Annotated in this window: 11 protein-coding genes; 7 read left to right on the top strand and 4 right to left on the bottom strand. The window is 53.0% G+C overall.

The window, feature by feature from the left end:
- Window positions 1-16 precede the first annotated feature (16 nt).
- The 3 genes from PSR62_RS23155 (at window position 17) to PSR62_RS23145 (ending at window position 4,023) form a co-directional block, all read left to right on the top strand.
- Window positions 17-1,246 (top strand): ISL3 family transposase, encoded by a 1,230-nt coding sequence (locus tag PSR62_RS23155; RefSeq protein ID WP_274405332.1) that lies wholly within the window; start codon window positions 17-19, stop codon window positions 1,244-1,246.
- Window positions 1,247-1,525: 279 nt separating this feature from the next.
- Entirely contained in the window at window positions 1,526-2,461 is a 936-nt protein-coding gene (locus tag PSR62_RS23150; protein WP_338020250.1) for a DUF1573 domain-containing protein, read from the top strand.
- A gap of 566 nt (window positions 2,462-3,027) precedes the next feature.
- Complete coding sequence (locus PSR62_RS23145; RefSeq protein ID WP_274405331.1) at window positions 3,028-4,023, top strand: hypothetical protein; 996 nt, start codon at window positions 3,028-3,030, stop codon at window positions 4,021-4,023.
- Between the two features lie 47 nt (window positions 4,024-4,070).
- Here the strand turns inward: PSR62_RS23145 and PSR62_RS23140 are convergent, their stop codons facing one another.
- Entirely contained in the window at window positions 4,071-5,456 is a 1,386-nt protein-coding gene (locus PSR62_RS23140; protein WP_274405330.1) for an IS4 family transposase, read from the bottom strand.
- Window positions 5,457-6,607: 1,151 nt separating this feature from the next.
- On the opposite strand from PSR62_RS23140, the gene PSR62_RS23135 reads away from it, so the two are divergent.
- From PSR62_RS23135 to PSR62_RS25845, 4 genes are all read left to right on the top strand, one after another.
- Window positions 6,608-6,943, top strand: a complete 336-nt coding sequence (locus PSR62_RS23135; RefSeq protein WP_274405329.1) for a hypothetical protein — start codon at window positions 6,608-6,610, stop codon at window positions 6,941-6,943.
- A 15-nt stretch (window positions 6,944-6,958) separates the two neighbouring features.
- A complete protein-coding gene (locus tag PSR62_RS23130; RefSeq protein ID WP_274405328.1) occupies window positions 6,959-7,351 on the top strand; it encodes a PIN domain-containing protein in 393 nt (130 codons plus the stop codon).
- Window positions 7,352-7,692: 341 nt separating this feature from the next.
- A complete protein-coding gene (locus PSR62_RS23125; RefSeq protein ID WP_274405327.1) occupies window positions 7,693-8,223 on the top strand; it encodes a hypothetical protein in 531 nt (176 codons plus the stop codon).
- Window positions 8,223-8,432, top strand: coding sequence for a helix-turn-helix domain-containing protein (locus PSR62_RS25845; protein ID WP_443217321.1), 210 nt, complete (start codon window positions 8,223-8,225; stop codon window positions 8,430-8,432). Before PSR62_RS23125 ends, PSR62_RS25845 begins: the two co-directional genes overlap by 1 nt.
- Before the next feature lie 89 nt (window positions 8,433-8,521).
- On the opposite strand, the gene PSR62_RS25840 is transcribed toward PSR62_RS25845, so the two are convergent.
- From PSR62_RS25840 to PSR62_RS23110, 3 genes are all read right to left on the bottom strand, one after another.
- Entirely contained in the window at window positions 8,522-10,444 is a 1,923-nt protein-coding gene (locus PSR62_RS25840; protein ID WP_443217463.1) for a zinc-ribbon domain-containing protein, read from the bottom strand.
- Window positions 10,445-10,818: 374 nt separating this feature from the next.
- Window positions 10,819-11,760 carry a tyrosine-type recombinase/integrase gene (locus PSR62_RS23115; protein WP_274405326.1) on the bottom strand — a complete coding sequence of 314 codons (942 nt, stop codon included), beginning with the start codon at window positions 11,758-11,760 and terminating at the stop codon, window positions 10,819-10,821.
- Window positions 11,761-12,301: 541 nt separating this feature from the next.
- A complete protein-coding gene (locus PSR62_RS23110) occupies window positions 12,302-14,914 on the bottom strand; it encodes a S9 family peptidase (protein ID WP_274405325.1) in 2,613 nt (870 codons plus the stop codon).
- Window positions 14,915-14,946 lie beyond the last annotated feature (32 nt).

Raw genomic sequence — 14,946 nt, 5'->3', positions numbered from 1 at the left:
GCTAAGGATAACCCCCATGCACGACACCGAAGTATTTCAGCAGATTCTTGGTCTACGGTCGCCCTGGACGGTTGCTGAGGTGAAGCTTGATCTCGAAGCCGGGCAGCTTGATATCCATGTCGAGCACGCTGATGGCGAGAAGTTTTGCTGTCCCGAATGCGACCGCCAACTTGCCTGCTACGACCATGTCTCAGAACGACGTTGGCGACACCTCGACACGATGCAGTACCGCACGATCCTTCATGCGAAACCACCACGTGTGAAGTGTCCCGAGCACGGCGTCAAGCAAGTGAACTTGCCCTGGGCCGAGAAGAACAGTCGCTTTACAGTGTTCTTTGAGCGGTTCGCGATCGACGTCTTGCTGGCAACGCAGACCGTCCAGGGAGCGGCAGGTATTTTGCGAACCAGCTGGGATGAGACTTGGCACATCGTGAAGAAGGCAGTCGCCCGTGGCAATGCTCGAAAGACGGACACTGTCGTGCAACGAATCGGTATCGATAAGAAAGCCTTTCGCAAGGGACAGAACTACATCACGCTGATCTACGACTTGGACCGCAGCACCGTCGAAGTGATCTCTGATGGCAACGACACAGAAGCCGGAAACGCTTGTTTTTCACAGCTTTCACAGTCTCAACGCGATGGTGTCGAGGCAATCGCGATGGACATGAGCGCTGCCTACGTGAAGGCCGCCAACGCAAGCATCCCACTGGCCGAAACGAAAATCGTTCATGACCGCTCTCATGTGATGAAGCTTGCCACCGAAGCGGTCGACAAGGTTCGACGCGGCGAACACCGCAAGCTGGATACGGAGGGCGACAAACGCTTGTCACGGACTCGCAATCTATGGCTCAGTAGCCAAGAGAACCTCAGCGAGCATCAACGAGAACGTTTCGATGCGGTTTACACGCAACAACTCGAAACCGGCAAAGCATGGGCCTACAAAGAGAAGCTCCGAGACCTCTGGCACCACGACGATTCGGCGTCGGCAACGGTGTACTTCCGCGACTGGTGCAAGAGAGTGATCCACACCAAGCTGACGCCATTGAAGAAGGTCGCCAAAACGATCGCCGAGCGATTAGCCAATGTCGTCAGCTACTGTACCCACCGAATCACAAACGCGGTGGCCGATGGCATGAACAGCAAGATCATGTCGATCAAACGTCGCGTCGGCGGCTACCGAAACCGAGAGAACTTCAAGACCGCCGTCTATTTCTACTGCGGTGGACTCAATCTCTACCCACACTAAACCCAGATAGACCGTTAAAAAGGGGTAAGGTTAAGCTGACTTCCGTTGTGGCGACGTTCGTGACTTCCTGTTTGACAGTCCGTGTGTGGCTTGGTTTACTGCGGAAAGAGGATCGTTTGCCACGAATGAGATCAGTCTTATGAAACGAATCTTATGCCTGTTTCTGACGCTACTTGCGATTGGTCTATTTAGTCCGCGGAAGGGCAAGGGGAACGAAACCGTCGATTTGTTGCACGACGGCGAGATCATAAAGAACTCCCGGTCTTATCGCCGCTTTCGCTGAGTAGCAATCCCGACGCCGTAACGTCGTACAAGATCGGCACGGTCCAAAAAAATTTGCTGCTTCTTTACGCCTTGCCGATGGTAAACGAAACTGAAAAAGCCGTTCGAATCACTCGAACATCTAACAGTTGCGGCTGTGCCGTCGCGACTCCACCAAATCACAATATTCCTCCAGGCGAAAGCGTTACGTGTGTTGTTGCAATTAGGCCGAAGTCGCTGGGGAACTTTGTCTCAAGGATATCGATAACTTATAGCGATGATGGTTTGAATGCGGAGAAAACCTGCAGTTTCATTGTTTCTGGAGCAGCTTTCAGAAGAGTTGAAATCGACCAGGATCGCGTAGTTCTGTCAGAATCAGAGCGGATTTTCTCACTCGACGTATCGTATCCGCTCGCGGAGTTAGAGGGCCAAACACCTTCTGTGAATTTTCTCTCCCCGAACCAATCTATCGACGTTAGGCTCAACTCTGCGTGTGACTCACCGTCTGGGCATTGTCTTGATATTGTTCTTCCAGAAACTTTCTGGGAAAAACTACCTAACTCTGAGGCCGCCTTAGTTTTAGTGAGCCGGTCTCGATCTGGCGATGAACTTGAGCACTCGGTCAGACTTGTAAATGCCAGCCGCACCGAAATCCGCCCGCGTGTGTCAACTGTACAGGCGAAGGTTGGAGAGGAAGTCCGTTTTCGCGTCATTCTGAAGGGTGAGGAACTGAAGAGGCAAGACGACGATGTCCGATGCTGTATCTTTGCAGACGACATCAGAAGCAACTTGCCTGTAGTTGTTTCGGTGGAACGAAAGCTGGCTGGAGCCATTATTTTAACGGTTTCATTTCAAGTCAGTGTCGACGTTTACGAAAGCAGTGATGTAAAGTTGGCTTGGTGGAACGGGAAGTCGAAGTTAGGAGAGTCAAAAATTCTTTTTGCTAATAGATAAAAACGTGTTCAAGCGAAAGTCATGTTGAATTGGTTGTTTCAGATAAGGAGAATTCGATGCGGTATTTGACGGTTTGTCTCTTTTCGGTGTTCTGGACGTCTCACGCTTATTCGCAGTACACGACTTGCGGAATACTAGGGGTTGAAGACAGTTGTTTTGGCGGTCCGCCTCCGCCCACTCAAAATTGCTTCGATCCGGAATGCGAAATTGGAGCTGGTTTATGCCCGTTTATACTGTCTCCAGCTCCAAACGACATTAGTTACACGCCACCGGTAGAGGATATGGAAAATGGTGTCCAGCTCTCGGTCTCCTTGGTCTATTGCGCCCATACTCATACATGCCAGTGTCGGCTTGGCACGTTCGGAAAGGACTGCTACCCTTCGGAGTTGCTAGGGCCAGAGTACGCAATAACGGCAGAAGATGCTCACGTTACCGGGCTTCCATGTGATGGCGACCCGTCTGACCCTGGGCCTCCGTAGTAGTTTCCATATAGTTTTATATAACCTCTCTTCTACACAAGGTGGATCATGATCTTGCGTGTGTGTGTCGTTCTGTCATGGATGACGATGGCAGTGCCTCAATTAGCGTTGCTAAATACAGTATCTGCCCAAGGGGTGCTGGAAACAGCTCCAACTTCTGTGGAAGATTTGGCAATAGAGTTTGTTCTTGGCGGGGAGGACGCATGCGTGAGGCGTGCCGTGATGATCCATTCCAAGACCTGGCAGATCGACCGACTTCTATCTGGATCTAAGGATTCAGAATTTTCAATCCTCGACTGTCGTTCAGATCGCATGCGTTTCTGGTCGTCTAGTTGCTCGCCACAGAATCTGGAAAACGAGAGAGCTCGTTTTTGCGTGGAGCGATTTGATTTTCCGGGTAGAGTTTGCCGAAGATTTGGCTCCGGAACGGCGCGTGACAGTCTTGAGATTGGCGAAGTCGGCAAGATAAGTTTGCCTCAGCGAGGCCCACGCTTTGACCCCTACTTTGCATGTCTTGCTCCTTTTTTCGATCTGAGCGGGTCTGAAATTGTTGATGAAAACTATGGCGTTTTGGTACTGATCAGCAACTCGACTCTGCTCGGTGAAGGTGTCAGTTCGGACGGTCACAAGTTCGGAATCTGGCATGTGGGCGAAAGGAAAGCAACATCAGTTGAACTTGTGTTTGCGAAGTCAAATCCTGTTCGGCCGGTGAGATGTATATGGCGAACAGCAAACCGGCAGACAACGTTCGCAAATTCCAGAGACGAGCGAATTTTCTCTCTCTCCGAGGTAGAATGGTCCTCGGACAAGATCAACGGTGTGCATGTCCCGCAACGACTCGTCGTTCAGGCTTTCGATTTACGGCAAAACGTAGAATCCGAAGCGTCCCTGCTCATGGACTGGGGATCACTTGCGGATTTTCCGTTGGATGGTTCGAGCCGGAGCATTGAGGACTTAGAAACATTGGACAAGCCTTGGAGAATGTATTTTGACGACCGCCTTAACTCGCAATGGGATCTGTCTCATGATGAAATCGCGAAGTCAATGGGTGATAAGATCAAAATGATTCGTTCGAAAGAGTAGTTGTTTTGCATTAAAAGGGGCCAGGCGGGAATGGCACGGGCGTAAGCCTAAGCTGCTGTGGCGTAACGGTTTCGGTTCGGATTGCATGGGCATTGCATCAGCTTGTAGTTCTTCGCTCGCCGTTTGATTTCTCTTTTTTCTTGCCTGCCCGGTCGGTTGCCAACGGTCAATTCGGAAATCACTTCAAGTAAGTTCGCCCATTGCTGCTGGGGGCGGATCGAGCCCAAGCGAAGCGACGAAGCGAACTCTTCGATTGCCCGCATGGCGCCAGTGAAGCTGAGTCGGGTTGGGCACAAGCCGAACTTCAACGCGGAGGCCAACATCGCACAGCGAACCAAGTTGTAACCGATCATGTGACAGTGGATCTCCTTACGCACCATCTGAGGACTCTTGCATCGCAAGTGATCCATTTGCATTTGAGTTTTCAAACTGCGGATGTGTAACTCAACTAACCACCGTCGAGAGTAAAGCTCTGCAAGTTCTTCCGCTGTGTAGATATCCGCATCAAGCAGCGTCGTTGCCAGCGTGATCTCACGTGTGCGAAACCCCTTTTGAGTCACCTTGTACTTCAAGTGTCGAACGAAAATCGAATCGGGATACTGAGCGTACTCGTCTTCGCTCATCCACTTCGGACGTTGCGGTTTTTGGTATAGGACCAATTGATCGAGATAGCCCAGTTTGAGTCCGCGACGAAAGTCGTTCTTGCGAAGATGATGCGCTCGGGCAACCAAATCGATGCCACGCCTCTGGCCTTCGGCAAGCAGCCAGAAACTTGCGTAGTAGCGATCCGCAAGCAAGATTCTGCCCCGCAAAAGCCGGTCAAAGATGGATCGAAGCAGCGAGGTCTCCCCGGTTTGTTTTCCCGTGTAAGGGCCAATCGCAAAGTGGTTGATCGCGCCGGTCGCGAGTGAGAAGAGACCGATCATTCGAGCCATTGGGAATCCACAGCCTGGCTTCTGCGATTTCATCTGCGGATACTCCTCTTGGTTCTCCTTTGTGTCGGCCATGGTGAGTGTCCATCCATCAACCATCTCAACGATCCGGTCGTGAAACAACCACGCCTCATTGGTAGCTTCTTCGCAGCGTTTGGCGGTCTGGCTAAGCAATCGCTCAAAGAGGGCCTCAGGGAGTCGGCATCTGGCTTTGCAGTAAGATGTGGTTTCGCTGCTGACCTTACGAAGACCGCGAGCGACTCGCCAAGCATTGAATCGCGTGACCGCTTGTTGGCAACTGTGGTCGGCTGAGAGGACCTGGTTGATGAACATCCAAACGACGATCATCGGGTTGTACGTGCGATCACGAAACTTGTGTCCGATCTCTTCACAAATTTGAATGATCTCGGGCTTGGGCAGCAGAAAGTCCAGGCATAGAGATGAAGCGGATTTCAATTTGCTTTGAACGTCTGCGGGAGTGTCGTTAGAATACGAGTTCACGGCGGAGCCTCCTGGGATTAGTGGATTCAACTAACACCATTTCAGCGAGGTTTCACCGTGATTTCAAATCAAAATTGGCACCTGAAATGCTAGACAGGTGACCGACCTATTTGCTAGCACTACGGGTTGGGTGCTCAGGGCACTACACCAACGACATGTTGATCGACGAGGCTTACGCCCGTGCCATTCGATTGTGGTCTCTTTTTTCTTCCGCGGCTTCATTTCTAGCTAAAAACCTTGCGACGGTCCTTCCAAAAGAGCCTTGCCATCGCCGGACACTTTCTCGCGATAAGCCGCCGGGCAACGGACGCGATCAAAGGTGTCGGACATTGGTTTGCCAACGGATGCACCGGAGTGAACGCGTGGCGGACACGAGGTCCGCCACCTTTGCGGCACGAAGCCGCCTATGCTGGATCGAGCATTGAACCAAGGGAGCCGCAGGCGAGGAGGCGACGCACACGAAGTGCGTGGTTTATCGGATGCCTGCCTAAGTTTTCAAAACCTAGCTTCGCAGAGTGTCCCCCTCCAGGAAGAAAGGTAATTTGTGCACGATATGTGCACGTTTCCCATGGGAAACAGGCCTATATCGTGCACTTCCTGGAATCCGAATTCGCCTAAAACCTAGTGAATACGAGGGTTTTCGAGTCGAGCGGCTCGACTGGGGGTGCAGAGGTCGCAAGTTCGAATCTTGTCATCCCGATTTTCTTTCACGGTGTCGCACACCGTCTCTGCCGAGGCAATCCTGCCTCCAGCTCCATTGGAGCCTGGCAATCCATGGCATCAGAGTAGAACAGTTGTCCCCAACTGTTCCGTCGGGCAATTCTCAGTCGCCAAGTGTCGTTGTCTCGCCAAGTCCACCGCCAATCGTCCGCGTCACGCTTTTCGATGTCTCCACCCTGCACACAAGTGCAAAGCGGGGAAAGCTGGTGTCACCCAGGTTTCATGCCGATCGATCGACCGCCGCATTGATTTCTGATGACGAGCCAGTGGTGACCGAGCTGCTATCGAACAAAAACGCGAGAAAAGCCCTGGTTTCAAGCGAATGATGGAGGAACCCCCGTAGCGAGCGGCTTCAAATTCATTGACTAAAATAAAGATTCGTGTGATGATTGCTTGAGTGAATGCAGCGAGAAACAAGGGAGGCGGCCGCCATGACGATCGACATCCCCCAGGAATACGAGAGCGTTCTAAACGGTCTCGTCGCGAGCGGAGCGTTTCCCAATACCGAATCCGCATTGATGCGAGCTCTTGAGCTGCTCGCCAGACAGCAAGCAGCAAGCCACGCGAGCAATGGCGAAGAAGCTATCGAAGCGATGCCCGAACGAGTAGACATTGAGTTGCTTGCCAAGCAGCAAGGCGTGGCTCCCTTCGAAGCTGGCAAATCGAGCCCTGCCGGTATCTGGCCTGAAGATCAATCGGTCGATGATTTTATTCGGTTTGTCGGCGAGTCTCGCCAAGATGCTTCAACGCGGGGAATCAGCCGCTGATGGACCGCATCGTGTGTGGACACTGACGTCCTCTCGTTTTATCTGAAGAACGACTCTCGCTTTGCAAGCTACGCTCAGGCCCTGGATGGCAAGCAGCTTGTCATCTCGTTCCAAACGCAGGCCGAGTTGATGTTGTGGCAGGAACTCCATCATTGGGGTGAGGCACGCCGCGAACGAGTCGAAAACTTAATCGCTCAGCAGTACCTCGTTTTCCCCGTCGACGAGCATCTCTGCCGAACCTGGGCTCGGCTGCGCTCGGACGTCCAAAAAGCGGGGCGGGTTCTCCATGTTGCGGATGCCTGGATCGCCGCAACCGCCATCGCATTGAGCGTGCCGCTTGCCACACACAATGTACGCGACTTTTCGCAGGTACCTGGGCTGCAGTCGATAAGGCGCCTGGCCGGGTAATTTGAGGTGAATACACTAATCCGATCTCAGCTATTTGCTCCTCTCTATCGAAGCACTGGGCGGGCGTGTTCGCTGGAAGAAGCTCAACCGAGTGGACCTCGCGATTGATGTTGCCGGGCTGCCGGTAACGGAGCTGCAAGATCTTGTTGCAAACAATCAGTTCATCACTCGAACTCGTGCATGCCAACTGCACGAAAACATCGTGACCAGGCGGAAGACGGGGGGGCTCTGCCGGGAAAGCCCCCTGTTATCTGATTGTCTATGACAAGCTGTTCGAAGCGAGCCAAAAACAACAAACGGAATACCTGAACGCAATGATCGCGAGGCGGTGGGGTGGGGAGATGCCGGAAGCGGCGACAAGAGTCGAATGGCAGCTACGTCGGGCCAAGTTTCGGGAATACAGTGTTGATACACCGGAGCATCTCTTCGAGAGGGCAGCAACGATCTACAAGACGTTAATGCACAACCAGTTCCGTCTAACCACAGCAGAAATCGACCGTGACAACAAAAATCAGTCGCGTTCGCAAGTGTTGCCGCTATGGCAAGCGATCGCCGACGCGGCCGATCGGGTGCTACAGGGAACCGAAGAAGATCTGACGCCAATTGATCGGGAATCCGTTTTGCCCGTGCGGGCTATCAAGACAGCTCGCGACCATCTGAAGGCGGTGTTGCTCGATCAGGCAGTCCCGCTTGAGACCTACGAAGCTATTCTGGACCACGCCAACCGATTGCTGCAGGAAGCAGGCAATTCCGACGCCGAGATACGAATCGATCAGGAAGACTTTCTCGCCAGCTACCAAAAGGCCTTCATCCTCAGCGGTCTGGACAGCCAAGCGGACGACGAAACAAACCAAGAAAGGAGAGCAGCCTAATGATCAGCGTAAAAGAGCTTGCTAACAGCCTCGGCGTGAGTAGAAAAACGATCTATGCACTTCGCGAACGAGGTGAGATTCCATGCTATCGCATTGGAACAGGCCGCGGCACTCTTCGATTCGACTTTGACGAGGTGAAGCGGGCGTTACGGTTTACAAAGAAAGGGACGAGAGCACATAAAGAGCGACCGCCGAAGCACCTTCTGTAGATGACTGACTCAAAAGTTTGTTGCCGTCGCGCAGGCACGACAACAAGACAAACGAAAACGATGTCGATCGTGAGCAACCGAAATTGGCGTCAGTCGGCCGAGGGTTGGTGAGCAGTTTTTTGTGTTGTCCACGCGCGAGCAGCGATTTGGCTATCGATGCCGACGATGAAATCTCGCACTAGTCTTATGGTGTCGTTCACTTCTCCAAGCGTAAGGACCCGTGTTGAACCGTCCTTGGAACGACCGTTTCGATGGACAATGTTATGGCGTTGGTTGACGATTTGGGTCAGCTGTGCGACCTTTTCCTTCGCGGGAAACTCGACCTGCAAGACGCTTGAAAACATCTTTTCAACCTTAAAAAGGTTGTGATAGATTTGGCTGAGCAAGTGTTTTTTAACACGAGATTCGGAGTTTGCTACCCACTCGATGATTTCATCTAGGCCGTAGCGTTTATCCGTGAATTCGGGCGTGCTCCTCATGAGGCGATGTCGTAATTCGGTCGAAGGTACGACGGTATTGATGAACGCGTCAGATAGGTACGTTTCCATTGATGCTACAACACCCGCGTACACCTGCCGAAACAGCACCTGTTGAAGGACCGGATCCGAAATATCCATCAACGCGAGCCTTGATAGGTTTCCAAGTGAAACTTCAAAGGTCTCGTAGAACGCGACATTTTCTGATACGGCACGCCCAAGCGACTGGTCGAGCAGATGGTTGCGATCGCGTTTTGCACACTCAGGGCAACTGCGAAGATTCACCTGGTTCTGAATTGAGCGTTTCCACTGATGAGTTGAATCCACATCACATTGCCACCAGACTGATCTCGCGCTTTGACGGCTGACGCTATCGGGGCTTAGCGAGGCATTCAAGGAAGGATGCCAAAGAGCCGCGGTTTCAGGATCCACTACTGACAAGCAAGTGTCAGAGTCAACCTTCGTGCCAGCACAGTATGGGCATTGTGATCCTTTGGTTCGCTGGAATACGTAAGCTTCCCAGACGTGGGATGCGTTCTCTTTGCATTGCCAAACCGGTCGGCGTCGGCTTCCCGGTCCGATTTGCCGCGGGTCTAAGTCTGCGTTTTTTGTAGGGTGCCATTCATCTATAAGCTCGGGATGAAGGGTGAAAATGGAATCTCGCTCCGGAACGGATCCGCGATTTACAGGGCGGCATTCTTTACATTTATGAGCGCGGTCATTCATGCGGGAGATGGAAGCTTCCCACTCATGACCCTTTGGACAATTCCACCAGACGACCTTCGATGAACTGCACGTTAGTTCTGAGGGGTTGACTTCTGAGTTTCGTTCAGCATGCCAGTATTTCATCAGTTCTGAATCGTCCGCGACGGTTCGTCTGCCCAGTGTCTTAGTTCGCTTTTTGGTTTGGCGGTGGTTGGGATGTTTGGCTCTGCAGTCTGGGCAATTCCCTAACCCACGTGCACGAGTTGCTACTTGGGCCTGCCACTCGTGAGTTGGGTCCTTCGAACAACGCCACCACGCTCGAAACGTACTGCTGAGGGTAACGTTTTCGGAAGTTTTGGGGGCGTTTTTGGTAGGATGAAATTCGGTCGCTAGTGCAGGTGCGGTAACCGAAATAGAGTTCGTGATTTTGCGGCACTTCGGGCAGTTGCTCGTCCCAGAGGTGCGATGCTGCACCCAGGATTGCCATTCGTGGGAACGGTCCTTCGAGCATTGCCACCAAACTTTGCGATTCGATTGTGGCGCGAGTTCCCTCGCATCGACATCGCCGTTGCGGGTTGGGTGCAGTTCGGCTGCGATTTCAGGAAAGAGGCATTGCAATGAGTCTTCTGGCAATACCCGTCGGCCCGAGCAATACGGGCAACCGTTTCCGCGGATCGCACGTGCTGCGACCTGGGCACGCCATTCATGGCGTTTATCTTTTCTGCAACGCCACCAAACTGTCCGGCTACTGTTGTGAGGAACTGCATCGCGATCCACATCGGCGTTTTTCGATGGATGCCATTCCTTAGCGAGTTCCAAGTTGTGGGCCACAAGCAACGGCACGACAATTCCGGTTTGGTTTATCGTTTTCACTGGAGATCAGATAACTGGGCAAGCGAGAAGAAGCGGAGGGAGGCTCGAGATACTGATTGACTGCTCGCGGATTCTCTAGGCATCCGTTTGTATCGGCCGCGGTGAAACTAGCGAATATGGCGATGCAAGATGTAAATGGTCTTGCCCATTCTAAACTACAAATATTCTGCAATGGAGGAGCACCGTAGATAGACAAGCGAAGAAAAACACAAGCCTTCCAACGTTACGACGCAATATCCGCGAAGGAAAAAATATGGAAATGATCTTGGGAAGACAACGGAGCTCGGACCGACGTTCACCTGAAACCCATACCTATCCCAATATTTGTTGTCTCAAGAGTCTCGCAATTTGCGAGCCTGTTCCCGCAGATATTGGGGGTTGCTTGCCAAGTGAGCGTAGTTTTTGGCAAGCGTGCTGATGTCGGCGTGTCCCATGAGCTGGGACAGCGTCAGGGAGTCCATCCCGTCAATCAAACCATTGTTCGCGTAGCTGTGTCGGATCGCGTAGGCGTTTGCCTTCCGGCCGAGCTTCTTGCGAAGTCGACGAAAGCGGCAGTTGATCGCATCCTTGGTCCATAGGCGTCTCCTACGGTTTCGCATAACGGGGCCCTCGGGGAATTTGTCGACGCGGTCTCGGCAAATCTCGATTGCTTTCTCGGTAAGGTAGATTACTCGTTCTCGCTTGGCACCCTTCGCTTCCGATGGTGGAAAGACCACGACTCCCGATTGCAAATTGATGTGCCGGGATTCCATGGTCCGGGCTTCGAGCGGACGACAGCCGGTCTCCCACATGAAGTCCAGGAGATCGCCAAACGCGTTATCTTTCACCAGAGCCCTCAATTCTTTCCAGTCTTGGTGACTGTAAACAACTTCGCGGCGTTTTGGAGTCGGTTTTTCGGGAACACGAGATACTGGATTAGAGGACAGGAGTCCCATCCCTACCGCCCAATTGAAGCATCGCGAAACCGCCCCGATTCCATTATGTCGAGTGGTACAGTTCCAGGTGGATTCACTTTCAACCCAATGAGAAAGATCGACCCCGCTCAGCTTGGCAACTTTCGTCCGCTTGCCGATGAACTTCGCAAGACGCGAAAGCAAATGCCGAAACTTCGCGTAGGTGCCGGGTTTGCGATTCTCCTGAACCCAATCCAAGTACCGTTCAAAGATGGTTTCTGCTGTGGTTGTGTCTTTGATCGGTTCGTTCTCGGCCATCACTTGGTGATAGCGTTTCCAAGCTTGCTTGGATTTGCGATAGAAGGGGTGTGGCTGACGCATGGCTTTCTCCTGAAATGGAATGGAAAGCCATCCGATACACGGAGATCTCTGCCCTCTGGTCTGCCCTTTTTGCGAGTGTGCAAAGGTAGGCAAAGGAGTGCAAACGAGTTAGGGAGAATTCAATGTGACCCCGGGGGTGCAGAGGTCGCAAGTTCGAATCTTGTCATCCCGACTTTCTTTCGCGGTGTCGCACACCGCCCCCTACCGAGGCAATCCTGCCTCCGGCTCCACTTGGGGCCTGGCAATCCATGGCATCAGAGTAGAACAGTTATCCCCAACTGTTCCGTCGGGCAGTCCTCCGCCGCCAAGCTTCGTTGCTTTACCAAGTCCACTGCGAACCGTTCGCGTCACGCTGCTCGACGGCTCCACCCTGTCACGCAAACATTTAGGGACAAATGTTCTACTCTTTTCGAGCTTCGCTGGTGGGATACAGGGGGCCAGCGATCAGTGAGTTCTGCGTAGCAACCCCACGGCAAGGCAGAGCTGACGTGCTCCTTCTAGCTCCTCGCTTTCTTCACACCTGGAACGGTCTTCACCCGATTCAGTTGCTCTCGCCAGGGCCGATGGTGCGGAGGAGGAACTCTTCGTACTTCCGCATGCGGCCCAGTCGTTTGACATCGCCGCCGAGACCGTGGCCGCCGGTGGGGTCCAAGAACAACTCGACGTTGGTTTCCTTGCCAGCTTTCAGAAGTGCCCGATAGACCGCCATGGTGTCCTGGAAGAGGACGTTGGTGTCTTCCATGCCGTGAACCAACAGGAGCTTGCCCTCCAGATTTTTGGCCAGCGGCACCAAGGAGTATTTCTCTTGATCCGGGGTGCCTTTTCGCGACGGGCCGACCGTGCCGGTTGTGTACCAGGAGTTGTAGTTTTCCCACTGCGTTGGTCCGGCACCGGCCATGCCGACTTGGAACACATCGGGCTCGGTGTACAGGCACATCTGGGTTTGAAAGCCGCCGAAACTCCAACCATAGATTGCAACTCGTTGGTCGTCGGTATTGAAATTCTCGGTCATGAATTTGACGCCGTCGACGAGATCCTCTACCTGCGGCTTGCCAACTTGCTCATAGTTTGATTTCTCAAACAGCCCGCCGTAGCCGGATTGTCCACGGGGATCCACGACAATCGTGACATAGCCGTGCTTCTGGGCCATGTACATTTGGAAGAAATAACCGTCGGCGCTGTAGCTGCCGTCGTGGACACTGTGACGATTGCCGAGAGGGCCGCCGTAGACATAGATCAGCAGCGGGTGTTTGTCACGCTTTTTCCACCCCTTCGGTTTAAACATCATGCCGGAGATGGTGTGTCCAAGTCGGTTCTCGTAATCGAAGAACTCTGGCTCGATCGCGATGAGCGATTTTGTCTTCTCCGGATGCGAGTCCGTGATTCGGGTGACCTTTTTCTTTTCATTCTGGGCGACCAGTTCGGTCAATTCGCCATAGGTGACGTGGTTCCCGATCATGCGTTTTCCGTCATTGCTAATCGCCACGTCGGAGAAATTGCCGTCTTGTTTATTCAGGCGAGTCAGTTCGCCGTCTTCGAGATCCAGGACGTAAACCATCTGTTGGGCTGCCGATTCTTTGGTCGCGGTGACGAATAGTTGGGTGTGATCATCGGACAATCGAATCGGATAAACTTCAAAGCGTCCGCTGGTGAGCTGTCGAACGCTTTCGTAAAGCGGATCGAGAAGATGAACATGTCGGAAACCGCTCTGTTCGCTGATGAACACAATCGACTTGTTATCGCCAGCGAAATCGGGAGATACCATTGACGGCGTGTTAGGGCCGCCGTAGTGCTTGAAGAGGTAAACGGTTTTCGCTTCGATTTTCAGTCGTTCCGGTGCGGCAGTGGAACCGCCGCGGGGGCCACGGCGACCAGGGGTCTGGTCTTCTTTGTCCTTCTCCTTCGCTTCGGACATGTCCTTCTGGAATTCTTTTTGACGCTCGCGTTTCGCTTTCTTGGTCGCCTCGGCCAGTTCCTCACCGGAGGGCCACTTCGAGAGCAGGATCTGGACCTCGGCGTTTTCTTGGTCGAAGAAACAGAACGTCACTTGTTCGTTGTCCAGCGACCAACGGGGAGAACTGATGATGTCCCTTGGTTCGTCGATAGTCTCTTCGAAGATCTGAATCAAATCGGCTTGCTCGGTTTCCGCGACGTCGAACTCGAATAGGTAGACCTTGATGGTTTGCGGTTTGACTTCGTCGTCGGAAACCGTTCGCGACACACGGTCCGATTTGGCAAATCGATCGCGATAGCGAATGATGTCCACGGTGCGGCCGGCGGATGAATCTTTCGTTCGGCTGACCAGGACCATGCGTTTACCGTCTGGGCTGATCTCGTATCGACTCAGGTTTTCGCCCGAGGGCAATTTGGGGCTGAGCTGTTCGACGAGGTGTTCGCCGAAGGTGAACCGTAGGACTGCGTTGTCGCGCCGCACGGTGTAGCCGGAACCGTCCGGTAGAAAGGCGACCTGGGACTCACGTTCGTCGGTTTTGGTCAACCGAACGGGTTCGGGGCTATCGAGATCCTTGATGAGGTAAACATCGCCCTCAGAGATCAGCAGCATGCGATTCTCCGTCGGGTGCCATTGAAACGAAGCGATGCCAGAGTAGACCGGCGCGTACTCATCGTCGGCGTCTTTGTCCGACACGTTCAAATAGATCTCTCGCTCGGATTCCAATTCCTCTTCGGTCTTTTCAGCTACATCCTCTTCGGCATCTTCTTCGTCGTCCTTCGTTCCGTCTTCCTCGTCGTCGGAGCTGGTTGGCTTGTCCGACTTCTCGTCGTCTTGATCCGAGTCATCCTTGTGCTTCTTTAGTCGGTCTTCGATCACAATCCGCGATGATCGCTGGAACTCGGACATCATCCCGATGTCTGTGATCCGTTTCGCTTTTCCTGTCTTGAAGTCGTAGACCCAAAGGTCATTGCCATGACGGCGTTCGTTGTAGGGGCGATAAAGGTAGGCGGCGTAGCGTCCGTCGGCAGAAAATTCTGGTCGTCGGGCGGAGGGGCCAAAGATGCTTTTCTCGGGGAAGAGGTCCTCCAGTTTCAATTCGTCCTTGGCGTTGTTCTTTTTGTTCTTTTGCGCAAAGATCATCGCAGGGAAAAAGGAAGTGGTGACAAGAGCGATGGTCAGAGCAACTGAGAATCGAAGCATGTTGGATCGAAGCGAGTTGAAGTGAAAGGAAG

The organism is Rhodopirellula sp. P2 (genome assembly GCF_028768465.1).
In the GTDB taxonomy this organism is placed as follows: Bacteria; Planctomycetota; Planctomycetia; order Pirellulales; family Pirellulaceae; genus Rhodopirellula.
Note: the sequence above shows the minus strand (reverse complement) of the source record. Positions and strands in the feature narration are given on the sequence as shown.

What these genes read in the sequence shown, in the direction of transcription:
- PSR62_RS23155 (WP_274405332.1), top strand. Translation starts at nt 17, where the DNA reads ATGCACGACACCGAAGTATTTCAGCAGATTCTTGGTCTACGGTCGCCC.
- PSR62_RS23145 (WP_274405331.1), top strand. Translation starts at nt 3,028, where the DNA reads ATGGCAGTGCCTCAATTAGCGTTGCTAAATACAGTATCTGCCCAAGGG.
- PSR62_RS23135 (WP_274405329.1), top strand. Translation starts at nt 6,608, where the DNA reads ATGACGATCGACATCCCCCAGGAATACGAGAGCGTTCTAAACGGTCTC.
- PSR62_RS23125 (WP_274405327.1), top strand. Translation starts at nt 7,693, where the DNA reads ATGCCGGAAGCGGCGACAAGAGTCGAATGGCAGCTACGTCGGGCCAAG.
- PSR62_RS25845 (WP_443217321.1), top strand. Translation starts at nt 8,223, where the DNA reads ATGATCAGCGTAAAAGAGCTTGCTAACAGCCTCGGCGTGAGTAGAAAA.
- PSR62_RS23115 (WP_274405326.1), bottom strand. Translation starts at nt 11,760, where the DNA reads ATGCGTCAGCCACACCCCTTCTATCGCAAATCCAAGCAAGCTTGGAAA.
- PSR62_RS23110 (WP_274405325.1), bottom strand. Translation starts at nt 14,914, where the DNA reads ATGCTTCGATTCTCAGTTGCTCTGACCATCGCTCTTGTCACCACTTCC.